The sequence below is a fragment of the Flavobacterium sp. J372 genome, from assembly GCF_024699965.1.
GTDB lineage: Bacteria > Bacteroidota > Bacteroidia > Flavobacteriales > Flavobacteriaceae > Flavobacterium.
In genome coordinates, this window is record NZ_JAJOMZ010000004.1 from 2,239,139 (window position 1) to 2,260,963 (window position 21,825).

The following is a 21,825-nucleotide window of genomic DNA, read 5'->3' on the forward strand; positions in this document are numbered from 1 at the left end:
AGAATTTTCTATACCACTATAAACATTTACAATCAATAAATACTATAAGCAAAATTGATTATATCTAAATTTGCTATATCAAAATAACACATTAAACCTAAACGATATGTCATTAGTAGGAAAAAAATTCCCAAACATCTCAGTTGACGCGATTTCAGAAATGGGCGACAACATGAAGATAAACATTTTTGAAGAAGCAGTAAACAACAACAAAAAAGTATTGCTTTTCTGGTACCCGAAAGATTTTACTTTTGTTTGCCCTACAGAGCTTCACGCTTTCCAGGCTGCGCTTCCTGAATTTGAAAAGAGAAACACAATGGTGATAGGCGCATCATGTGACACTAACGAGGTTCACTTTGCATGGCTTAACACTGCAAAGGATAATGGTGGTATTGAAGGCGTAACATACCCGCTTCTTGCTGATACCAACCGTAACCTTTCAAACATCCTTGGCATCCTTGATATTGAGTCGACTTCATACAGCGAAGAAACTGACTCTGTAGTAATTGAAGGAAGCAACGTTACGTACCGTGCTACTTACCTGGTAGACGAACAAGGCAAAATTTTCCACGAAAGTGTAAATGATATGCCGCTTGGCCGTAATGTGAATGAATATCTTAGGCTGATTGATGCTTATACACACGTACAGGTTAAAGGTGAAGTTTGCCCGGCTAACTGGGAAGAGGGCAAAGAGGCTATGACGGCTGACCGTAAAGGTGTTGCTTCTTACCTTTCAAACAATTAATTACTAACACTTTAACAACACACCTTAAAAATTATGTTACAGGAATTAGAAAGAGATAATCTTGCGGAAATTGTTGCAGCAGAGCCTGTTGTAGTAGTACAGTACTCAGCCGGATGGTGTGGCAACTGCAGGATAATGAAGCCAAAATTTAAAAAAATGGCTGGTGAGAATGAAAATGTAACTTTTGTACTGGCTGATGCAGAAAACTTTCCTGAATCGCGCAAGCTGGCCAACGTGAGCAACCTGCCAACGTTTGCAACTTTCAGGAATGGTGAGCTTGTAAACCAGATACAAACAAATAAAGTAGAACTTTTAACCGACCTTGTAAATGAAGTTACCAGTAATTAAGCACCTAACGCAGTTTATTGAAGATAACGACCAGGACTACGTTATTGAGGCCCTTGAAGTACTTGAGGCGCTTACAGAGGTTCCGTCATTAAAAGACGAAGAGCTAGATGTAGTTGGTGAACTTATCTCAAACATGTATGGTGCACTTGAGGTACACAAAATGATAAAGGACGGTATGGAAAAGAAAGAAGCGCTTAACGCATTTATGATGCGGGTGCTTGGCGCTATAGATAAAGGTTAGCAGTACGCTTAACTTTGTTTTTCATAATTTGGTTATTAAGAAAACGCTCCTTAAAAAAGGAGCGTTTTTTATTTAAAATCAAGACGTACAATGCTGTTTTGCCCTGCAGCTATGGCAGATTTATCGTTAATAAAGCGTATAGTGTGGAATGATTTTTCATCGTGAATCTTTTTCCATGTAGCGCCGCGGTCATAGCTGTACCACACACCGGATGGCCCAACAGTTACCAGACCATCGCCATCGCTTTTTGGCACAAACTGCACGCACGAAGCATACCCGAATGCTGTACCATCGGCCATCACTTTCCATGACTTCCCACCGTCTTCCGTGAGTATTTTGTTACCTTTATTTCCTGAAGAGTTGGAATAGTCGCCGCCCACTGCAAAACCGATATTATCATCATAAAAATCTACAGAAAACATTCCGGTTGGGGCATCCCCCTGCAAGATGGGTGTTTCGGTCACCGACCAGTTTTCGCCTTTGTCTGCAGAATAAAACACGCGCGATTTTTTACCCCCTGAAATGATCCACGTTTTATTGCCATGAACTACAAGGTTAGTATTGCTTGCCGCAAAACAGGCTTCTCCCTCTTCTACCATAGGGAGTTTAATGCATGACATTTTTTTTCCATGTATTGCCGCCATCTCGTGTAAAAATTACAGAGAGACATTCATTTACCGGGTCGCCAATGGCTATACCTTCGTCATCATTCCGGAATTTCATGCTGTCGTAAAACACTTTTTCGCCCGTTTCGGTGTAAACCAGCTTGTTGTGCTTTGTGTCTTTGGTAACTTTATAAAGCAACGCCGGAGTACCTGCATTTAATAAAAACACAGCATCTTTAGTTTGGGCAATAGAACGGAATTCAGGATAAAGTGTATCTTTTGAGATTACACCGGTCAGGGCTTTACCTCCATTTAATGGTAATGCACCAAAATTTCCCATACTGCCGGCATACCATACTTTGTCGCCGTCAATGGTAATGGCACGAACACCTATGTCCTGTTGCTCATGAAGGGTTGTTGTTGTAACCGTGGTGAATTGTGGCTTGTAGTCTTTCTTTTCTTTAGCGCATGAGAAAAATAACATGGCGCTGAAAAGCCCTGCGAAGTACTTCATTAGTGGTTGGTTTTACGCTAAAGTACTCAAATTTTCAGCTTATGCGAAAGAACTTTATGATTTCATAATGACACTAAACCGTCCTGTCCTTCCCGTCAAGCATATAAATCCATATCATACGTGATAGCCTGAAATTGAATGTGCTAAGCAGTACAGCCATAATTGCGATTATCAATAATATCAGTGCATAATTATCTGTAATTAAAAATGAAATGATGAACACCGCAATCATTTCTGCTACAGTCAGCCCATAGCTTACGTACATAGAGCCGAAAAAGTAGCCGGGCTCTTTTTCAAATTGGTGACCGCAAACCGGGCAATGCTCGTTCATGCGTGGCATGGTAAAAAGTAAAGGGTTGCCTTTTTTGTAAAACACTTTTCCTTTTTCACACTTCGGGCATCTTTCGCCCAGTATTCCTTTAATAGCAGACATGGCTTTTATTTTTACCAAAGGTACAAAGGTTTTACAGTTACAGGGTTACACAAATTTCGCAATAATTTGTACTTTTAAGACATGGAAAAAACGGAATTACTTGACATTGAACTTTTCAGCGGAAAAGAAAATCATGACGGTTTCTATATTAACATACTGGAAAATCATCTCGAAGCTTTCCATAAAGATATTTCTGTACCGCATAAGCATGACTTTTATGTGGCTGTACTTTTCACGCACGGAAGCGGTGTGCATGAAGTTGATTTTACTTCTTACGCTGTTTCCCGTGGTGCATTATTTTTCCTAAACCCGGGGCAAACCCACCATTGGGAACTTTCAGATGACATCAGTGGGTACGTTTTCCTCCATACACGTGCTTTTTATGAGCAGCATTATACGCAGAACCGCCTAAGCCAGTTCCCTTTCTATTATAGTATTCATAATATGCCTGTGGTTATGCTTGATAAAGATGAGACACAATCTGTTGAAGAATTGTTTGCCAATGCACTACATGAAAGCCTGAGTAATGACCTCATGAAAAGGCAAAAGCTCCTCAGCCTGGTTGACCTGATTTATATTGAAAGCACGCGCGAATATCTTAAGATAAATAATGACACTGCCGCTTCCGGCCCTTATTCTGATATCTATATACGTTTTGAGGCTTTGGTTGAGAGAAACTTCCTGACGATAAAGTCGCCATCGCAATATGCCGATATGCTCGCCATCAGTGCCAAACACTTAAACAGGATTGCAAAGGCCGTAGCGGGAAAAACCGCATCTGATATTATACAAGACAGGGTATTGCTCGAAGCGAAAAAGAATTGCTGCTGCACCGTGATAATTTTGCAGAAATTGCTGCATATCTTGGCTTCGAAGACTACGCCTATTTCTCACGCGTGTTTAAAAAACGTACAAGTGAAACGCCGTCGGAGTTTGTGGGGAGGTATCGAACAACTTAACACTTAAATGCCCGAGAAAGAGAAGTTCTCGGGCATTTGATATTAATTACAATATTAGGTCTTATGCTTAATATGCCATCAACTCCTGCAACGCCTCTTCAAAACGTTGTTTCGGCAGGTATTGGTCTTCAAGTGCCTTGGTGAATGGTATGGCGCTCTCAAGGCTTCCTACACGTTTTACCGGGCCATCAAGCCACTCAAAGCAGTTCTCCATAATCATGGCTGATATATCACTGGCCACACCGCCAAACAATGTATCTTCCTGAAGGATTATAATCTTGCCTGTTTTCTTAACCGATTTATAGATAGCCTCTGTATCAAGCGGCTGCAGCGTGCGAAGGTCAAGCACATCAGCTTTAATTTCAGGGTTTTTGTCAAGCGTTTCAAGCGCCCAGTGGACACCTGCACCAAATGAAATCACCGTAACTGCATCTCCCTCTCTTAAAAGCGCAGCCTGCCCAAATGGTATGGTGTAGTAATCTTTTGGTACATCCTGGTAAACGCTCCGGTACAGAGCTTTATGCTCAAAGAACATCACCGGATTGGGGTCGTTTATAGCGGTAGCCAGAAGTCCTTTTGCATCATACGGGAAAGCCGGATACACCACTTTCAGTCCCGGGGTTTTAGTAAACCATGCCTCATTGGTCTGCGAATGGAAAGGCCCTGCCTGTACACCCGCACCGCAAGGCATACGCACCACCACATCAGCATTTTCCTGCCAGCGATAGTGTACTTTTGCTAAATAGTTTACAATCGGGTTGAAGCCCGTAGAAACGAAATCTGCAAACTGCATCTCGATCACCGACTTATATTTATTAATGGATAAGCCCATACCTGCCGAAACTACGGCCGACTCACATATTGGTGTGTTTCGAACACGGTCTTTACCGAACTTCGCTACAAAGCCATCGGTAATCTTGAAAGCGCCACCGTATTCAGCTATGTCCTGGCCCATGATCACAAGATTTTCATGACGCTCCATCGATTGGCTAAGGCCTTGCGAAATTGCATCAATCATTCGCACATTCTCAACATCACCTGAAGGCTTAACTTCTTCAAAATTATATGGTTTGTAAACATCATTTAATTCTTCACTTAAGCTGGCTTCAATGGCAGGCTCGGCAGAAGCACGTTGGTAATGTTCATCAATTTCTGCTTTAAGTTCAGCTCGAAGCGCTTCGTCTTTTTCATCGGTAAGCACACCTTCTTCTTTAAGGTATTTGCGGTAGTTGTCAACCGGGTCTTTTATCGCCCACATGTCCATCAACTCCTGCGGAACATATTTGGTACCACTCGCCTCTTCATGCCCACGCATACGGAACGTCTTGAACTCCAGCAAAACCGGGCGCGGATTGCTGCGCATCGACTCTACAATACCCGTCAGCTGCGTAAAGACCTCAAGTATGTTATTCCCGTCGATTATATGCGACTCAATGCCATACCCTATGCCTTTATCAGCCAGGTTTTCACAACGATATTGTTCGTTTGTAGGTGTTGACAGCCCATAACCATTATTCTCGATGATGAAAAGCACCGGAAGTTCCCATACGGCAGCAATATTCAACGCCTCGTGGAAATCCCCCTCACTGGTGGCGCCTTCTCCTGTAAATACAGCAGTTACTTTGCCTTCGCCGCGAAGTTTGTGAGCTAGTGCAATACCATCGGCCACGCCAAGCTGCGGCCCAAGGTGCGATATCATCCCGATGATCTTAAACTCCTGCGTACCGAAGTGGAAAGAACGGTCGCGGCCTTTGGTAAACCCGTTAGCCTTACCCTGCCATTGCGAAAACAATCTGTACAGCGGAATATCACGCCCTGTGAAAACACCCAGGTTACGGTGCATTGGGAGAATGTATTCGTCTTTATCCAGTACGGCAGTAACGCCAACTGAAATAGCCTCCTGCCCTATGCCTGAGAACCATTTTGAAACCTTACCCTGGCGGATTAGGATAAGCATCTTTTCCTCTATAAGGCGTGGTTTTATTAATTTCTTATATAAATCAAGTAATTGTTCGTTGGTAAGCTGTTTCCTGTCGAATTTCATGGTGATTTTTGAAAAATCGTTAATGTGTTTGCAACGCCAAAGGTAAAAAAATAACAAGTGAAAGGCACAGTGTGATAAAAATTTATTTTGACGATTTAGGGCATAAAAAAAGGATATCCCAGATCCGGAATATCCTTTTTAACTGTAAATTATTTCTCGTTAGCGGAGGTTGAAACTTGAATTAGCAACAAGCACATCCTTATCAAACACATTTACAAAGTAAGTGCCTTTGGCAAAGTCTTTACCCGAAAGTGTCTCGCTTATATCAACTGTCTTGTTCTGGAAGTTTGCAACAGTTGTAAAGCTGTAGGTAAGGGTGTAGTCTCCAAACACTTCTGTTTTCTTTTCGCCCAGCACATTGTTCTTGCTATCGATGATCTGTACATAATACATTCTGTCGCCGGCTTTAGCTACTTCGTTACCTGCAATTGTAAAGCTTATCCTAAGCTTATCAACCCTGCTGGCTTTATCAGTCGCCACAAGCTTACCTGAACTACGTTCCTTAAATGATTCTGTTTTCAGGTTAAGAATTGTAAGCTTTTGTGCTTTCTCAACAGTTTTGGTAAGATTGTCATTTTGCTTCACAAGGGTATCACTGTACCTTCTTGATTCGCCCAATGCAGCAGCAGTTGTATCACGCTGCATCGTAAGGTCGGCATTCTCGCCTTTCAGCCTGTTATTTTCAGCCATCAGCCTGTCCATGTCACGCTTCAGCCTGCGGTAATCATCACGGAAACGGCTCAGCGTAGCAACATCACCTTTAGATTTCTCTACCTGGGCAATCAACTCCTCAATTTTAGCGCGTTCTGCTTCCAGCTCGCCTTTAAGTCCGCTGTTTTCAGCAATGGCTTTGTCATAATCGGCCTTGGCGGCATTTAGTTCAGCCAGCAAAGTATCTTTCTCGTTTGTAAGTTTTACTTCAGTCTCTTTGCTGTCAGTGCTCATTTTATACATATACGCCAAACTACCCAACAGTAAGATAGACAGTACAATAATGATAGCTTTTAAACTTGAATTGCTTCTTTGATATTCCATTGTTGTAAGTTTTTTTTCAAATTTATGGCTTTTTACATTTTGCCTTTATCTTTTTTAACGAAAATTAAACTAAAATAGTATTTTTGGTTACCACAAAATTGCCATGGAAAATATAGTAAGGTTCACAGAAAACAGCCTATTGAAGTATACTGCCGAGCGCAGCGGCGAGATTAAATATGGTGAGCGTATACAAGTGCTGCCACCGGGTATTACCATTGAAGAAGGGCTTGCTGCAACCGATGCTGAATTTGTATTATTAGGAATACCCGAAGATGTAGGCGTACGTGCCAATTATGGCCGTCCCGGCACTGCAACAGCCTGGGAAGGCGCTCTGAAAAGCATAGTAAACCTACAACATAACAAATTTTTTAAAGCCGGAAGGCTGTTAATACTCGGCTGTGTAGATACTGCCGAAGCCCTGCAGCAGGCTGAAGGCCTTGACCCTAACGAAAAAGCAGACCGTAAAAAGCTTTCGGCCCTTGTAGAGCAGCTTGATAAAGAGGTATCGCACATAATAACCCTTATTGTGCGTGCAAAGAAAACACCCATCATTATAGGCGGTGGCCACAACAATGCCTACGGTAATATTAAAGGTACAGCGCTGGCAAAAGGCCGCCCTGTAAATGCTGTTAATTTTGATGCGCATACCGACTTCCGCTTGCTTGAAGGGCGCCACAGCGGTAACGGTTTCAGCTACGCTTATGAAGAAGGCTTCCTAAGGAAATACTTTATCTTCGGGCTGCATGAAAATTATTGCGGCAAAGGTGTAATGGAAACCATTAAGAAAACCGAGGGCCGCGTTAAATACAATACCTACGAACAGATTGCCGTAACGCGTGAAAAAGGTTTCACTGCCGAAATGCACAACGCCCTTGAGTTTATAAATGATGAACGATACGGTGTTGAGCTTGACCTTGATGCGATTGTAAACGTGGCCAGCAGTGCCATGACACCTTCAGGCTTTAGCGCTGAAAGGGCAAGGCAGTTTGTTTACTTCTTCGGGAAACAGAAAAATGCGGCATACCTGCACATATGCGAAGGCGCACCAAGCCTTGATAACGCTGCCAACAGCCATCTTACAGGAAAACTCATTGCTTATCTTGTAACTGATTTTATGAAGGCAAAGACATCATTAGTAAACAATGCTGCAATAACTGACGAATCTGCTAAAAATTCCGCTAAATATTAAAAGCGTATCTTTGCCGGGCCGCAATACTTATGCTGCGGCTTATTTAGAAACGATTAGATGAAATTTGAAGATTTAAACCTGCTGAAAAATATACAGCAGGCCCTGGCCGATGAAGGCTATGAAACCCCCTACCCCTATACAGCAACAGGCAATACCTGTTATACTTGAGGGGACAGACCTTGTGGGCTGTGCGCAGACCGGTACCGGAAAAACGGCGGCCTTTGCCATACCTATACTTAACAGCCTGCACCGTATTGTAGGCAGCGAAAAGAAACGCAAATACATACGCACGCTTGTAATAACACCAACACGTGAACTTGCCCTGCAGATTGGCGCCAGCTTTGACACGTATGGAAAATATACCAACGTAAGGCAGCTTACCATTTTTGGCGGTGTGAACCAGACATCCCAAACCGACCAGCTTAAAAAAGGCGTTGATGTGCTTATTGCCACACCTGGCCGACTGCTAGACCTGCACAAGCAGGGCTTTATTGACCTGAACCACATGCACCACCTGGTGCTTGACGAGGCTGACCAGATGCTGGATATGGGTTTTATAAATGATGTACGGAAAATCATTAAGCTCACTCCGGATAACAGGCAGACGCTTTTATTCTCTGCTACTATGCCGATGGCAATACGCGAACTGGCAGATACTTTCTTAACCGACCCTAAGTATGTAGCGGTGGCACCAGTATCATCTACCGCTGAGCGTGTGAAGCAGCAGCTGTACCACGTAGATAAGGGTGATAAGCGCAAATTGCTATACCACCTTATCCGGAACGAAAACCTGAGCAATGTGCTCGTATTTACACGTACAAAGCACGGCGCTGACAATGTGGTAAAAGCATTGAAAAAGCATGGGGTAAATGCTGAAGCCATTCATGGCGACAAAAGCCAGAATGCCCGTGTGCGCGTGCTTGAGGGCTTTAAGAACAAAGAAGTATCGGTACTGGTGGCTACAGATATTGCTGCCCGCGGTATTGATATTGAAAGCCTGCCGTATGTGATAAACTTTGACCTGCCGAATATTCCCGAAACTTATGTACACCGTATTGGGCGTACAGGACGTGCGGGTAATGAAGGGCTTGCCATATCTTTTTGCAGTAAAGATGAACTGCCTTACCTTAAAGATATTGAGAAGCTGATACGCATGCAACTTAAAGTTATTGAGGGGCACCCCTACCCAATAGGCAACGCACCTGAACCTAAACCGGATGCAAAACCCGACCTGCGGAATAAAAATAAAAACCCGAATAATAAGAACAATTCGCGTAAGAGCGATGCTTCAAAAAAGAATAAAAAACGCTGGTACTAACCGGCGTTTTTAATTTAATTAGAAAGGGCTGCCTAAGCAGCCCTTTCATCATATCAGATAAATTTAAAAACTATTCAGTCCAGAAATATGGGCTTTTTGCAGCAACTGAAAATGCAGCTAAAAGCGCTTCTTTTTCCGTATCATTCAGATTTGAATTTTCAATTTCAGCAACATAAAATTTAATGATAGTTTCAAAATCTTCAAATGATTCAGCCTTATTGTAAACATTTAAGAATAAATCTAAAACATCATAAAGGTTTTGATTAATCAATTGATCATTAAGCAGGCTTTGTAATAAAACCTTGTAATCAAATTTATCGTCCTGAGAATATTTACCAATTGCATTGCTTATACCGCTCTTAACATTTGCCAGTTCACTTGACTGGAAGAGTGTATTCATTAATGATTTACTATCATCTTCACTGGCTGTTTTCAAAAGATATGAAGTTCCGCTGATAGATTTTGCCGTTAACCAGTCTTTTTGGCTTATACCACCATAATATGACTCTTCAAGGATGCTGTTGTGCAGATATCCTAACTCATTAAGGTTTACAAATTTTGGGTTTGTAATTTCAAAATTAATATCATACCTGTCTTCATATTCAATTAGTTCAGGCATACCTCCCCTGTTATTTGCACACGCTCTTGGTTTCACTGTACAATAAGCCATGTATGACCCACCGGCCGCACCAACAACAGCTCCCGCAGCAGAAACCACTGCATAACCTGTACCGCTGGTTGCCGCACCTGCAGCAATTGCCAGTTTCTGAACTCCCCATACACCTGCTGCAGCACCTGAAAGGTCTCCTGTTGCAACAGCTGCTACCTGCAACACTTTACCCCAAAACCCGCCTCTTTGGCTTGCAGCGCTTTGAGGATGTTTTGTAATGAAGTCATTATTGAATGCCTTAAGATTTTCAAGCATTACAGCATGAGAATCCTGCACCTGTACACTTTCATGCTCAGAGCAAGAATATATACCCACTGCCAATACGAATAATCCAATAATTGTAAAAAATCTACTTTTTTAAAGTTTTCATTGTGAATTGATTTTAAATAAAACGAAGTATTATTTCAAACTGGCCAATTTGATAATGCAAATATAAGATTATATTCTTATATAGAAAAAGTGATATCGACAAAATACGAAAATAATCGATGAATATTTTCTAACAATACGTTGGCTATATTGTCAGGAGTATATATCAATGAAATGTATTCTTTCTAATGTATATATTTGCTCTTATGAAATATTTTGGCAAGTACATTGTAATTTTTTGTACCCTTTTAGGAATAAGCGCTTTATCTCAAACAAGATATGAGCAGGATTTCCTTGAACTGTGGAATGACTATAACGACAACTATGCCTATTTTGAAAAGCAACACATTGACTGGGCAAAGGTTAAAGATATATATCAGCCACAGGCTGCTGCTATCAAAGACGACGCACAATTTATAACCTTTCTTGAGCAGGTGCTGCAGGAGTTTCATAACGGGCATGTTTCACTTACAACCAATCTGCCATCATCAAACAGGATAATTCCCTCAGGTAACGACCTGTTTGCAGAAAAGCGGGGTAACTATTACTTCATTGCAGATGTAAAACCACAATCCGGCGCTGAAGCATGCGGACTGAAACCGGGAATGCAGTTACTGAAGTTTAATGGTAAAGCTGTTGGTGAGGAGCTAAAGCGCTTTCTCCCAAAATATATAACATCTTATAATGAAAGCATGTATTCTTATGCTTTAAATATGCTGATGGCAGGCACGCATGATACACAGCGTGAAATTACACTCATAGAAAATGGTATTGAAAAAATATACTATCCTGATGCGCATAAACCTGTAAGGCCGGAAAAACTTCTTGACTACAAATTACTGCCGGGCAACATAGGCTATATTAAAATAAATAACAGCCTGGGTAATACCGATGTTATTGCTGAATTTGATAAAGCGCTGGACGATCTTATAAAAACAAAATCTATAATACTTAACCTTACCGATACTCCCGGCGGTGGCAATACTACTGTGGCGCGAGGTATAATGGGCAGGTTTACCTGCAGCCCATTGCCTTACCAGAAGCATGTAATCAACGAAAAGCAATATGGCACTGTACGCAGCTGGGTTGAATTTGTATCGCCGAGAAAAACAAACTACACAGGAAAACTTGTAGTGATGGCAGGCCATTGGACGGGCAGCATGGGCGAAGGCATGGTAATTGGGTTTGACGCCATGAGACGCGCAAAAATAACGGGTACGAAAATGGCGGGTCTGCTTGGGGCAATTTACACCTACCGGATGAAAAACACAAACATCGGTTACCAGATTCCCATCGAAGGCATGTACCATGTTAATGATACGCCACGAGAAGATTTTATGCCAAAATATATCACAGCCAATTCTTCAGAAACTTTTGCGAAAGCTCTATCACTCGCCAGATAGTTTCTGCAAAACTTGCCGTGATGTCAAAGAACGATTTTGGTTCAAAAATCTTTTGCAAAATTACGATGCCTTTTCAACATCATTGTTACAAAACCCTTTCAAAAAAGTGCAGTTCATCGATTTTATTTAACTCGAAATACAAATACTTGTTTTTCAATTATTTAATTAAGACTAAATTGCCTTTTGCATGAGAAAATAAATCTTACAGAAAACTAGTAATTCAGACTACTAATTATTTGTTAATTGCTGCACTCGCAAAAAACAATAGTGCAATAAAATTTATGGCCTGAAAATACGTTGAAGGATTTTAGTAATTTTACCTCATGAAAAAATTAGGATTGCTGCTTGCACTTTTTTGCTTCCAGATAGCATTTGCACAAAAGCCAGCTGTAAAAAAACAGTCACCAAATGACTGGGATGAACTTGACAAAAACTTCGTTCAGTTAGTTGATGCTTTAGTTAAAGGCGACAAAGCTAAATTTCTTAGCCTCAGCCTGAAAGAAGTTGATTGCGTTGACTGTGTTGGCGCTATGGACGTAGCTGCTGACGGCACTATGTTTGTACCCGCCGAATTCTTTTTTGCGGTAATAGGCCAAAAGTTTACTGAGTCGCCGGTATACAAGGCCATGGCAAAAAAAGGTTACTCATTCAGCTCTATAACCTTAAAAGGTTTCAAGCCCAAAGTAATGCCTAAAGATTACCCTAAAGACCTGAAGCTGTACGAAGTATGGGTTGAAACATACTACCCGGGCGAGTTCTCAAAAGTTCATAAAGGCACGAGCCATAGCTTTAGATTTGTGAAAGTAGGTGGCAAATTCAGGTTTTACGGGCTAACATCAATCCCGTAATTATGCGGGCTCTCTTTGTTGCTATATCATTGATATCGTTTGCCTTATACTCACAGGTAAAGGTAATGACATATAATATCCGGCTTGATTTGGTAAGCGATGGTGAAAATCGCTGGGACAACAGGAAGGATATGATGGCAAGCCAAATTTTGTTCTATGAGCCTGATTTTATGGGAGTTCAGGAAGCCCTGCCGAACCAGATGCAGTTTTTAGCAGATAAATTAACCGGATATAATTACATTGGCGAAGGCCGCGATGGCAATGGTAGTGGTGAGTACTCGGCTATCTTCTATAATAAGCTCAAGTACAAGCTGGTACAGCAGAAAACATTTTGGTTATCACCTACTCCCGATGTTCCTTCAAAAGGATGGGATGCTGCTTATAATCGTATTTGTACCCTATGGTTTGTTTGAAAATATCAGGACAAAAAAGAGGATTTGGGTTTTCAACACACATTTTGACCATGTTGGAGAATTAGCACGAATTGAAAGTACAAAGTTGATTATCAATAAAATAAACGCAGTAAATACTAAAAACTACTCAATTATTCTCACGGGCGATTTTAATCTTGAAGATTCTGCCGAAAGTATTAAACTATTGTCGGCACAACTGCATGATTCTAAACTACATGCGTTGCAAAAGCACGGGCCTGAAGGCACATTTAATGCTTTTAAATTCGATAAACCCGTTATTACGAGGATAGATTACATTTTTACGTCTCCAAATGTAACAGTAAACAAATATGCCGTTCTAAGCGATTCAGACCATTGCAGGTATCCAAGCGATCACCTGCCGGTTTATACCGAACTGGATATCAAATAATTATTTAAAATTTATAGATTTGGTTGTAGTAATTGATGCAATACAGTAAGGCTGAGATAGCGCCATTGTTGCCATACCTTCAGGCGATTTCTTTTTATTGTAACTGTTACACTTTTGCCATCGTCTGTAACATTTTCAATACCGATACTATAGCCACCGCTGTTCTTTTGTCCCATAAACAATGCTATGACAGCCTGTTTTGAAAAGTCAACTACAGGCGCAGTGCCAATTCCAAGTTGGCTGTATAAACTATTGAGTTCAGCCTGGGTTTTCACAACTACATTACCCTCAATTTCCCTGCCACCGTATTCTTCCTGCTTCAGAATTTCATAGCTAATAGATGATGCTGCAGACTTATCTGCCTGATTATCTTTTGTTTTAGAATCTTTACCTGCATTGCAGGCAGCAAATAAAATTACAGTAAATGCTATAACTAAGTTTTTCATGCGTGCTGTTGTTGTTTTAGGGCTTTGCGGTAAAGCTGTTCGTACATTGGTAAAATATTCTTTATATCAAACTCCTGCGCTACTTTTAAAGCATTAGACTTAAATTCATACAGCCTGTTGTCATCTTCAAGTATAGCTATCGCTTTTTTTGCCATACTCTCAACATCGCCTACATCAGCCATATAGCCCGAGTACCCGTCCTTATTTACTTCAGGCAAACCACCGGAATTGCTAGAAATTACAGGTACTCCACAAGCCATAGCCTCAAGCGCAGCAAGCCCGAAACTTTCTGTTTCAGACGGTAACAGGAACAGGTCACTATAGCATAAAATCTGGTCTATCTCGCTGCTGTTACCAAAGAAAATTACTTTGTCAGAAATTCCTAATTCACTGCAAAGCTTCTCAGCGGCTGCACGTTCGGGCCCGTCACCTACCATCATAAGTTTGGCAGGCATAACTTTTTGTATCTCGTTGAATATCTTCACTACGTCAGGAATGCGTTTTACTTTCCTGAAGTTGCTTATATGTGTTATAATCTTTTGCTTATCGGTTGCCATAAGCCCTCTATGACATGCAGAAGTTTCATCAACTTTATTCTTGTTAATCTCAATGAAGTTAGGGATTACAACAATATCACGCTTAATGTCAAACAACCTATACGTTTCATCTTTAAGGTTTTGCGATACCGAGGTTACAACATCACTGTGATTGATACTGAAGCTTACTGCAGGTTTATAAAACGGATGGTTGCCCACCAGTGTGATATCCGTGCCGTGAAGCGTTGTTACCATTGGTATCCTTATACCCTGCTCTTTCAGCATTTTCTTGGCCATGTAGCCCGCGTAAGCATGCGGAATAGCATAGTGCACATGCAGCAGTTCAATGTTATGGAGCTTGACCATATCTACCAGTTTGCTTGATAGTGCCAGTTCGTAGGGCTGGTAATGAAACAGCGGATATTCAGGCACATGCACTTCGTGGTAATGCACATTTGGGTTAAGCAGCGCAAGGCGAACCGGCTGGCTGTAGGTTATAAAATGTATTTCGTGGCCACGGCGTGCCAGCTCAAGGCCCAGTTCTGTTGCTACTACCCCGCTTCCTCCAAAGGTTGGGTAGCATACAATAGCTATTTTCATCAGGAAACATTAAAGTACGAAATTACATAAAAAAAACAGGCCTCAACCTGTTTTGTGTATAATTAACGAATGCTTGCCAGCTACATCATCAGCGTTTCAGGTTAGCTTCATATCGGTCTATCCACTGCTGTACAGTCATTTTGGTAACAAGTTCGCCTATAAGGTCAAACGGAATACTCTCCGGCTTTTTAAAGCGGATACAGCTCTTACCCATATCAAGCTTAGTCTTCACATATTTTGGATATTCTCCTACAAACCAATCATGAAGGTCTTTGTCGGCATAAATGCCCATGTGGTACAGTGCAATAAAATTCTTTTGAGATGCTATGCCCAAAAAAGGCAACGGCTGCTTTGGGTCGCAATGATAACCTGCCGGATAGATTGAATGTGGTACGCCCCAGCCCAGCATGCCATACCCCATGCTCTCGCTAAAGCCCTCTGGTAGATTTTTTACTATTACTTCCCGCAGTTTTTTCATAGCCGCCCTTCTTTCTTCAGGAATAGCTTCAAAATATTCATCAGCGTTTTTAGCGTCAAGGTATTGCATAATTTTTCTTTTAATCTTTATATTTTGAAGCACAAATTCTACTCATGTATTAGCTTGTGCCCAACGGCTGGCTACTTGATAATCGCTTCTTGTAGAACCCGTTGTATATCTTCTCGAATATTTTCTTTTGATAGTTTGTTTTCGCCTGCTTCAGGATAGGTACGGTTACTCAGGAACACATACACAATTCCGCTCTCCGGGTCAGCCCATGCCATAGTGCCTGTAAAACCGGTATGCCCAAAGCTTGACTTTGAAACACATCCACACGTTGGCCCTGATTTTTCAAGCTGTGGCTTATCAAAACCAAGCCCGCGCCTGTTACCTGATTTGCATTCCCAGCATGTGTTAAATGTATCAAATGTTTTTGAAGAAAAATACTGCTTATTCCCGTAGTTACCCTTCTGCAGGTACATTTGCATTATTTTGGCTACATCCATAGCGTTTGAAAAAAGCCCTGCATGCCCGGCAACACCATCCTGCATTGCTGCGGCCATATCATGTACGTAACCCTGGATCACCTGGTAACGGAAGTAGTTATCTACCTCTGTGGGAGGCATTTCAAACATATCCCACTTACGCAGCGGATTATAGGTTGTGGCAGCCGCCCCTAATGGTTTATAGAATGAGTCATTAGCAAGCCTGTCAAGCGATTTACCGGTTTTTGCTTCCAGATATTCCTTAAACAGGATAAATGAAAAGTCACTGTATTTATATTCAGCTTTTGGAAGCAGCTTGCTTTGGGCGATTTTGCTTATGATTATACCAGGATAATCTTCGCGCAGGTAAAGGTTTTCGGCTACCTGATGTGGAAATTCGGGGCTGTACACCTTGCGGTAATAGGCCGAATCAGGGTGTTTTGTTGCATCAAGTGTTTCCTGGTAAAACGGCATCCACGGCTGGAAACGTGCCTGATGCAGCAGCATGTCTTTTACCGTAATATTCTTCTTATCTGTATTAGCAAACTCCGGTAAAATGTTGCCAAGTTTATCGTCAAGCTTAAGCAGGCCTTTATCATACAACTGCATAATGTTCGGTAGTGTTGCCAGTATCTTTGTCAGCGAAGCCACATCATATACGTCACTGTTCTTCACCTTCATATCTCTTTTGTCATAAGTATGGTAGCCAAATGATTTTTGGTAGAATACCTTTCCGTTTCTCGCAGCCAGTATCTGCATACCGGGTGTCATTTTTTCATTTATCGCCCGGTTAGCAATCATATCAATCTTTGTAAGTATGGCAGGATCCATCCCGGCATTGCGGGGGTTGTAAAGCCAAGCCTGTTAACCGTTTGCGTAGGCATGCCAAAATTGACTTTATATACATTGCTTATTGAAACCGGCAGTTTACCTTTAGCGGGAACAGCCCCGAATATCACCTCGGCAGCAACTGTCTGGGCGATAAGATTATTTTGATAGGCCAGTACTACAGAATTAAAGTTCTTATAATTCTTGATGGCATTTAGCGTATACGGCTTGGCAAAAACTGTAAGAATGGCTTTCCGGCCTTTAGCGATGCTATCAATCCATACTAACTCTTTATCACTGAAGTTATGTTTCTTCCAGGCTCCGTCAGCTTTATGGAAACCAATTATCACAGTTGAAAATTCCTTAAGTTTTGCCGTTACAAGATGAAGGCTGTCTTCCTGCACTTCAGTTACTTCAGCGTATTTTCTCAATGTTTCTAAATATTGGCTGCCGTCATCATCGCCAAGCTTTACGTAAGCAATTTTTTCGTTTTCAAGCTGCTGTACCGGTAAAATTTCATCATCATTTTTCAAGACCGTCACAGCTTCTTCGTATAGCTTGTAATTCAGGTCTTCATAGTGTGATGCATTCAGGTCGGCATACAGGTTGGCTGTATCAACAGGAGTATATTTTGTAAGTCCAACCCTGTGCTTGTAAGCTAAAATCTTCTTCACCGAAAAAGCAAGCCTGTTTTCGCTGAGGATACTGTCGGTATACGCTTCACGAAAACGCTCTATGGCCACCGGTACATTTTCAGCAAACAATAGTATATCATTACCTGCCAGGAAAGCCTCCAGGTCAATATCTCCTGGCTGCATAAAAGCGCTGGCGCCTTTCATATTAAGCGCATCAGTAAAAATAAGGCCTTTAAAATCCATTTCACCCTGAACAATATTGGTTATAACATTATACGATAGCGATGTGGGGTAATTTTCTGTAGCTTCGATTGAGGGGACATTGAGGTGGGCAACCATTATGCTGCTAAGCCCCTCATCAAATAGTTTTTTGTACGGAAAGAACTCTGTATCATTAAGCCTTTCTTTTGAAAAATTCAGGAATGGCAACGTGTGGTGACTGTCGTTTGCGGTATCGCCATGGCCTGGAAAGTGCTTGCCGGTAGCGTAAATGCCACCTTTCTGGATTCCTTTCATAAGTGCCAGTGCCCGGCCGGTTACATTTTCTTTTGTTTCGCCAAAAGACCTGTTCCCGATGATTGGGTTTGCTGCATTTGTATTGATATCAAGCACGGGCGCAAAATTGAAATGTATTCCCATCCGTTTTGCCTGCTCTGCCATTTGTTCACCCATCTTTTCAATAAGGTTCATATCCTGTACAGCGCCGAGCGTCATATTCCACGGATAACGGTAGGTTGAGTCAAGGCGCATGGCGAGGCCCCATTCGGCATCAATACCAACAAAGAGAGGTACTTTGGCCGCAGCCTGGTAACGGTTGGTAAGCCTTGCCTGCCTTACCGGCCCGCCCTGGAAGAAAATCACACCACCAATCTTGAAATCTTTAACAAGACGGTCAATGCCTTTTACATGCTCCATATCTTTATTTGAGTAAGCAGCAACCATAAATAGCTGCCCTACTCTTTCATCAAAAGACATATTTGCATAAACGCTGTCAACCCACTTTTGCTCTGCAGGGCTTTTATAGTCGCTAAAATTATAAGTGCGCTGTGCATAAACAGTATGCATCAGCAGGAAGCAAATTATCCCAAAAATCCTCATTGAAACCGTATATCTTATTAAATAATAAATCACCATTAGGTTAATAATGATGATTACAATTATGAAGCCATATTTGGCTCCGTTTTAAAAAAAGCGGCTGTGCCAGCTTTCTTCAGCGGGAACTTCCCAAAATTCTTTATATTCACCTATATTATTCACCAGGTTATTGAAAACAATCGTGTTACCTGAAACCGCCTTTTCCTTCGCCATCCTTTTAAAATCAACCAGCGGCTTGTGCGCAATATGCTCTCCAAGCCTGAAAGTTACATTCATCTTGTCAAGCAGGTCAATACTATATTTTTTCTCTAAATCCTGGATAAATTGTACGGAGGCATCAATTGAACATCCTGTTGCAGGTTGTACCGCCTGATTTATACCTATAATTATGAACCTGTTATAACGCAATTCAAATGAAGATTCAAGCGGGGGTCCCGTGTGCAGCCCAACCCTCAAGAAATTGCTTAAGATCACGTTCGATTTCGGCAATCTCATCATCACTCAGCTTGCGGTTTGCCTGGTAAATCCAAATCCTGCCGTCATCAGGCAGTGTATCAAAAGGTACGTACATAATTTTTCTTATAAATCCTGTGCATTTGCAATCAGTTCGGCAACATCCATCACCTTCACGTCATGCTCACGGTTTTTTGCTTTAACGCCGTCAGTAAGCATTGTATTGCAGAATGGGCATCCGGCAGCAATAATTTCGGGCTGGGTTTCAAGAGCTTCTTCAGTCCTTTCCACATTTACATCTTTAAAACCCGGTTCAGGTTCCTTAAACATTTGCGCTCCACCTGCACCACAGCATAATCCGTTGGCACGTGAGCGTTTCATTTCAACCAGTTCGGCGTCCAGTTTTTCCATCAGGTCACGCGGCGCTTCATAAATGTTGTTGGCGCGACCAAGATAGCACGGGTCATGAAAGGTTATCTTCTTACCCTTAAACTGCCCGCCTTCAATTGTAAGCCTGCCATCTTCAAGGAGCGATTTAAGAAACTGCGTGTGATGCACCACCTCATAGTTTCCGCCTAGCCCGGGGTATTCATTCTTAATTGTATTAAAACAGTGCGGACAAGCCGTTACTATCTTCTTAACTTCATAAGCATTCAAAACCTCAATATTAGCCATTGCCTGCATCTGAAAAAGGAACTCGTTCCCTGCCCTCTTGGCCGGATCACCAGTACAGCTTTCTTCTGTACCTAATACTGCAAACGGCACATTCGCCCTGTTAAGTATTTTTACAAAGGCTTTTGTTATTTTCTTGGCGCGATCATCAAAACTGCCAGAGCACCCCACCCAGAATAAAACTTCCGGCTGTATACCCTGCATCATCATGTCGGCCATTGTCGGCACATTCAGTTCCTGCTGCATAACTTTTTATTCATGCTTACCATCATCAAAAACCTGGATGGTAACTTCTTTTTCTATTAAATCTGTAAATTTTCCGCGGTAACGTGTTGCCTTTACGAGGTGGTTGTCAATCCAGTGGTAATTGCCCCCGCGTGGTTTGCCCATTACCATACCGTGGTATTTAAATCCGTGCCTGTTCAGCCATTCTTCTGTCACCTCCCTGTGAGCTTCGGTTCGTGATGTAAAGAAGAATATAACATGCCCTTCATCATACCACTTATTAAGTGTGGCGAGCGCATCAGGGTACACTTCTGCAGTAACCATCCTCTCAGGTTCTTCATTGGGAATATCATCGCAGATAGTCCCGTCTATATCTATCAGGTAATTTTTTATACCCGGTGGCAATATCGGGCTTATATGTTCGCCGTTTTCGGTTGCAGGCCTTAGTTGCCCTTCTATATCCTCAATATTCATAACTATTCATCTTTCCAGTTCAGCCTGTCCATCTGGCTGTATTGCCATGGGGCTCCGTTATTTTCTACATTTGCCATCATACCGTTAAGTTCTGTAGGTGCGGCGCTTTGCTCCATCACCAAGTATTGCCTTAAATCCATGATGATTGATAGCGGGTCTATATTCACAGGACATGCTTCTACACAGCCGTTACACGTGGTACACGCCCAAATTTCCTCAGGTGTAATATAGTCAAAAAGCAACGTTTTGCCATCATCAACAAAAGTACCTTTATTCTTGTCAATATTCCTGCCTACTTCCTCAAGCCTGTCGCGCGTATCCATCATAATCTTACGTGGCGAAAGCTTCTTGCCGGTAATATTTGCAGGGCAAGACGACGTACACCTTCCGCATTCGGTACAGGTATATGCATTCATAAGCTGTACCCAGTTAAGATCCTGCACATCGCTTGCGCCGAATTTAGATGGAGCCGCATTTTCATCAACCGGCTGTGCGGCAAATGGGTCAGCATTCGGATCCATCATCAGTTTCACCTCATTAGTAACTGTTTCATTATTCCTAAATTTACCTTTAGGCTTCAGGTTTGCGAAATAAGTATTAGGAAAAGCAAGCAATATGTGAAGGTGTTTTGAATAATATAAATAATTCATGAACACCAAAATTCCGATAATATGAAGCCACCACGCAATCCTTTCAATTAGTGCAACGGTGTTATAATCCATGCCTTCAAAAATTCCTGAAATGAGTCCCGACACAGGGAAAGCCCCGGCTTTAGCGTAATGGTCTGCTCCTACGCTTTGAAGGTAGCCGTCAGCTGCATTCATCACGAGGAACAATGTCATCAATACTATCTCAAAGTACAGAATGTAATTTGCATCATTCTTTGGCCAGCCTTTAAGATCGCTGTGGACAAAGCGCCAAAGTTTGATGACATTCCTACGGATTAAGAATGTGATTACCGCAAAAAGTACAAGGAAAGCCAGAATTTCAAATGAGCCAATAAGGAAACTGTAAAAGCCTCCCATAAAGCCGAAAAGGCGGTGTGTACCAAAGATACCGTCAATAATTATCTCTAGAAGCTCGATATTAATGATGACGAAACCTGCATAAACTATTATATGCAAAAAGCCCGACACCGGGCGTTTTACCATTTTTGACTGGCCGAGAGCTATGAGAGCCATATTCCCCAATCGTGCTCCGGGATTGTCATACCTGTCTATATCTTTACCCAGCTTTATGTTCCGGATAAGTTTTTTTACGTTGATAGCAAAGTAGCCAAAGCCGGCTGCCAGAACTATAACAAAAAGAATATTATCTATATACCCCATACTACAAAAGCAATGATGCCCCTTGTG

Annotated in this window: 21 protein-coding genes and 4 pseudogenes; 11 read left to right on the plus strand and 14 right to left on the minus strand. The window is 41.9% G+C overall.

Annotation, left to right across the window (positions count from 1 at the left end; genetic code table 11):
* Positions 1 to 106 precede the first annotated feature (106 nt).
* From LRS05_RS11115 to LRS05_RS11125, 3 genes are read left to right on the plus strand one after another with little or no spacing between them, the layout of a single operon-like run.
* A complete protein-coding gene (locus tag LRS05_RS11115; protein ID WP_257868394.1) occupies positions 107 to 745 on the plus strand; it encodes a peroxiredoxin in 639 nt (212 codons plus the stop codon).
* A 33-nt stretch (positions 746 to 778) separates the two neighbouring features.
* Positions 779 to 1,093: a thioredoxin family protein gene (locus tag LRS05_RS11120; protein ID WP_257868395.1), complete on the plus strand. Its 315-nt coding sequence runs from the start codon at positions 779 to 781 to the stop codon at positions 1,091 to 1,093.
* Entirely contained in the window at positions 1,074 to 1,334 is a 261-nt protein-coding gene (locus LRS05_RS11125; protein WP_257868396.1) for a hypothetical protein, read from the plus strand. The genes LRS05_RS11120 and LRS05_RS11125 overlap by 20 nt, the downstream gene beginning before the upstream one ends.
* Before the next feature lie 68 nt (positions 1,335 to 1,402).
* Here LRS05_RS11125 and LRS05_RS11130 read toward each other — a convergent pair whose 3' ends face one another.
* From LRS05_RS11130 to LRS05_RS11140, 3 genes are all read right to left on the minus strand, one after another.
* Positions 1,403 to 1,954, minus strand: coding sequence for a hypothetical protein (locus LRS05_RS11130; RefSeq protein ID WP_257868397.1), 552 nt, complete (start codon positions 1,952 to 1,954; stop codon positions 1,403 to 1,405).
* Entirely contained in the window at positions 1,941 to 2,453 is a 513-nt protein-coding gene (locus LRS05_RS11135) for a hypothetical protein (protein ID WP_257868398.1), read from the minus strand. Before LRS05_RS11135 ends, LRS05_RS11130 begins: the two co-directional genes overlap by 14 nt.
* 73 nt (positions 2,454 to 2,526) lie before the next feature.
* Positions 2,527 to 2,886, minus strand: a complete 360-nt coding sequence (locus LRS05_RS11140; RefSeq protein ID WP_257868399.1) for a DUF983 domain-containing protein — start codon at positions 2,884 to 2,886, stop codon at positions 2,527 to 2,529.
* 81 nt (positions 2,887 to 2,967) lie between these two features.
* Between LRS05_RS11140 and LRS05_RS17660 the strand changes: the two are divergent.
* Both LRS05_RS17660 and LRS05_RS17665 read left to right on the plus strand, forming a co-directional pair.
* Positions 2,968 to 3,435: pseudogene (locus tag LRS05_RS17660) on the plus strand (AraC family ligand binding domain-containing protein); the annotation flags it as partial.
* Positions 3,436 to 3,707: 272 nt separating this feature from the next.
* Positions 3,708 to 3,845: a helix-turn-helix domain-containing protein gene (locus LRS05_RS17665; RefSeq protein ID WP_374707791.1), complete on the plus strand. Its 138-nt coding sequence runs from the start codon at positions 3,708 to 3,710 to the stop codon at positions 3,843 to 3,845.
* A gap of 67 nt (positions 3,846 to 3,912) precedes the next feature.
* Here the strand turns inward: LRS05_RS17665 and LRS05_RS11150 are convergent, their stop codons facing one another.
* Both LRS05_RS11150 and LRS05_RS11155 read right to left on the minus strand, forming a co-directional pair.
* Positions 3,913 to 5,889, minus strand: a complete 1,977-nt coding sequence (locus tag LRS05_RS11150) for a dehydrogenase E1 component subunit alpha/beta (protein ID WP_257868401.1) — start codon at positions 5,887 to 5,889, stop codon at positions 3,913 to 3,915.
* A 159-nt stretch (positions 5,890 to 6,048) separates the two neighbouring features.
* Positions 6,049 to 6,924, minus strand: a complete 876-nt coding sequence (locus LRS05_RS11155) for a hypothetical protein (protein WP_257868402.1) — start codon at positions 6,922 to 6,924, stop codon at positions 6,049 to 6,051.
* Positions 6,925 to 7,027: 103 nt separating this feature from the next.
* Here LRS05_RS11155 and LRS05_RS11160 point away from each other — a divergent pair, with 103 nt between their 5' ends.
* On the plus strand, positions 7,028 to 8,113 hold the full coding sequence (locus tag LRS05_RS11160; RefSeq protein WP_257868403.1) for a formimidoylglutamase: 1,086 nt from the start codon (positions 7,028 to 7,030) through the stop codon (positions 8,111 to 8,113).
* Between the two features lie 57 nt (positions 8,114 to 8,170).
* Positions 8,171 to 9,431 (plus strand): annotated as a pseudogene (locus LRS05_RS11165) (DEAD/DEAH box helicase).
* A gap of 70 nt (positions 9,432 to 9,501) precedes the next feature.
* Here the strand turns inward: LRS05_RS11165 and LRS05_RS11170 are convergent.
* Positions 9,502 to 10,416, minus strand: coding sequence for a hypothetical protein (locus tag LRS05_RS11170; protein WP_257868404.1), 915 nt, complete (start codon positions 10,414 to 10,416; stop codon positions 9,502 to 9,504).
* 260 nt (positions 10,417 to 10,676) lie between these two features.
* Between LRS05_RS11170 and LRS05_RS11175 the strand changes: the two genes are divergently transcribed.
* The 4 genes from LRS05_RS11175 (at position 10,677) to LRS05_RS17330 (ending at position 13,543) form a co-directional block, all read left to right on the plus strand.
* A complete protein-coding gene (locus tag LRS05_RS11175; RefSeq protein WP_257868405.1) occupies positions 10,677 to 11,873 on the plus strand; it encodes a S41 family peptidase in 1,197 nt (398 codons plus the stop codon).
* Positions 11,874 to 12,196: 323 nt separating this feature from the next.
* Entirely contained in the window at positions 12,197 to 12,721 is a 525-nt protein-coding gene (locus LRS05_RS11180; RefSeq protein ID WP_257868406.1) for a hypothetical protein, read from the plus strand.
* 2 nt (positions 12,722 to 12,723) lie between these two features.
* Positions 12,724 to 13,134 carry a hypothetical protein gene (locus tag LRS05_RS17325; RefSeq protein ID WP_308224898.1) on the plus strand — a complete coding sequence of 137 codons (411 nt, stop codon included), beginning with the start codon at positions 12,724 to 12,726 and terminating at the stop codon, positions 13,132 to 13,134.
* Positions 13,094 to 13,543 (plus strand): endonuclease/exonuclease/phosphatase family protein, encoded by a 450-nt coding sequence (locus tag LRS05_RS17330; protein WP_308224900.1) that lies wholly within the window; start codon positions 13,094 to 13,096, stop codon positions 13,541 to 13,543. Before LRS05_RS17325 ends, LRS05_RS17330 begins: the two co-directional genes overlap by 41 nt.
* Positions 13,544 to 13,554: 11 nt before the next feature.
* Here the strand turns inward: LRS05_RS17330 and LRS05_RS11190 are convergent, their stop codons facing one another.
* From LRS05_RS11190 to LRS05_RS11225, 8 genes and pseudogenes are all read right to left on the minus strand, one after another.
* Positions 13,555 to 13,989, minus strand: a complete 435-nt coding sequence (locus LRS05_RS11190) for a protease complex subunit PrcB family protein (RefSeq protein WP_257868407.1) — start codon at positions 13,987 to 13,989, stop codon at positions 13,555 to 13,557.
* The gene (gene bshA / locus LRS05_RS11195) at positions 13,986 to 15,125 is read right to left on the minus strand and encodes an N-acetyl-alpha-D-glucosaminyl L-malate synthase BshA (protein ID WP_257868408.1); all 1,140 of its coding nucleotides are present in this window, start codon (positions 15,123 to 15,125) and stop codon (positions 13,986 to 13,988) included. The genes LRS05_RS11190 and bshA overlap by 4 nt, the downstream gene beginning before the upstream one ends.
* An 88-nt stretch (positions 15,126 to 15,213) precedes the next feature.
* The gene (locus LRS05_RS11200; protein WP_257868409.1) at positions 15,214 to 15,672 is read right to left on the minus strand and encodes a DUF1801 domain-containing protein; all 459 of its coding nucleotides are present in this window, start codon (positions 15,670 to 15,672) and stop codon (positions 15,214 to 15,216) included.
* Between the two features lie 71 nt (positions 15,673 to 15,743).
* Positions 15,744 to 18,649 (minus strand): annotated as a pseudogene (locus LRS05_RS17670) (glycoside hydrolase family 3 N-terminal domain-containing protein).
* Positions 18,650 to 18,733: 84 nt separating this feature from the next.
* Positions 18,734 to 19,217, minus strand: a pseudogene (locus tag LRS05_RS11210) (ABC transporter ATPase).
* 8 nt (positions 19,218 to 19,225) lie between these two features.
* The gene (locus LRS05_RS11215; RefSeq protein WP_257868410.1) at positions 19,226 to 20,017 is read right to left on the minus strand and encodes a (Fe-S)-binding protein; all 792 of its coding nucleotides are present in this window, start codon (positions 20,015 to 20,017) and stop codon (positions 19,226 to 19,228) included.
* A 6-nt stretch (positions 20,018 to 20,023) separates the two neighbouring features.
* Positions 20,024 to 20,470, minus strand: a complete 447-nt coding sequence (locus LRS05_RS11220; RefSeq protein WP_257868411.1) for an HAD family acid phosphatase — start codon at positions 20,468 to 20,470, stop codon at positions 20,024 to 20,026.
* A gap of 2 nt (positions 20,471 to 20,472) precedes the next feature.
* On the minus strand, positions 20,473 to 21,798 hold the full coding sequence (locus tag LRS05_RS11225) for a (Fe-S)-binding protein (protein ID WP_257868412.1): 1,326 nt from the start codon (positions 21,796 to 21,798) through the stop codon (positions 20,473 to 20,475).
* Positions 21,799 to 21,825 lie beyond the last annotated feature (27 nt).

Coding starts and splice junctions, on each gene's coding strand:
- LRS05_RS11120 (WP_257868395.1), top strand. CDS start 779: ATGTTACAGGAATTAGAAAGAGATAATCTTGCGGAAATTGTTGCAGCA.
- LRS05_RS11200 (WP_257868409.1), bottom strand. CDS start 15,672: ATGCAATACCTTGACGCTAAAAACGCTGATGAATATTTTGAAGCTATT.
- LRS05_RS11175 (WP_257868405.1), top strand. CDS start 10,677: ATGAAATATTTTGGCAAGTACATTGTAATTTTTTGTACCCTTTTAGGA.
- LRS05_RS11155 (WP_257868402.1), bottom strand. CDS start 6,924: ATGGAATATCAAAGAAGCAATTCAAGTTTAAAAGCTATCATTATTGTA.
- LRS05_RS11140 (WP_257868399.1), bottom strand. CDS start 2,886: ATGTCTGCTATTAAAGGAATACTGGGCGAAAGATGCCCGAAGTGTGAA.
- LRS05_RS11160 (WP_257868403.1), top strand. CDS start 7,028: ATGGAAAATATAGTAAGGTTCACAGAAAACAGCCTATTGAAGTATACT.
- LRS05_RS11225 (WP_257868412.1), bottom strand. CDS start 21,798: ATGGGGTATATAGATAATATTCTTTTTGTTATAGTTCTGGCAGCCGGC.
- LRS05_RS11150 (WP_257868401.1), bottom strand. CDS start 5,889: ATGAAATTCGACAGGAAACAGCTTACCAACGAACAATTACTTGATTTA.
- LRS05_RS11115 (WP_257868394.1), top strand. CDS start 107: ATGTCATTAGTAGGAAAAAAATTCCCAAACATCTCAGTTGACGCGATT.
- LRS05_RS11180 (WP_257868406.1), top strand. CDS start 12,197: ATGAAAAAATTAGGATTGCTGCTTGCACTTTTTTGCTTCCAGATAGCA.
- LRS05_RS11215 (WP_257868410.1), bottom strand. CDS start 20,017: ATGCAGCAGGAACTGAATGTGCCGACAATGGCCGACATGATGATGCAG.
- LRS05_RS17325 (WP_308224898.1), top strand. CDS start 12,724: ATGCGGGCTCTCTTTGTTGCTATATCATTGATATCGTTTGCCTTATAC.
- LRS05_RS11135 (WP_257868398.1), bottom strand. CDS start 2,453: ATGAAGTACTTCGCAGGGCTTTTCAGCGCCATGTTATTTTTCTCATGC.
- LRS05_RS11130 (WP_257868397.1), bottom strand. CDS start 1,954: ATGTCATGCATTAAACTCCCTATGGTAGAAGAGGGAGAAGCCTGTTTT.
- LRS05_RS11190 (WP_257868407.1), bottom strand. CDS start 13,989: ATGAAAAACTTAGTTATAGCATTTACTGTAATTTTATTTGCTGCCTGC.
- LRS05_RS11220 (WP_257868411.1), bottom strand. CDS start 20,470: ATGAATATTGAGGATATAGAAGGGCAACTAAGGCCTGCAACCGAAAAC.
- LRS05_RS17330 (WP_308224900.1), top strand. CDS start 13,094: ATGCTGCTTATAATCGTATTTGTACCCTATGGTTTGTTTGAAAATATC.
- bshA (WP_257868408.1), bottom strand. CDS start 15,125: ATGAAAATAGCTATTGTATGCTACCCAACCTTTGGAGGAAGCGGGGTA.
- LRS05_RS11125 (WP_257868396.1), top strand. CDS start 1,074: ATGAAGTTACCAGTAATTAAGCACCTAACGCAGTTTATTGAAGATAAC.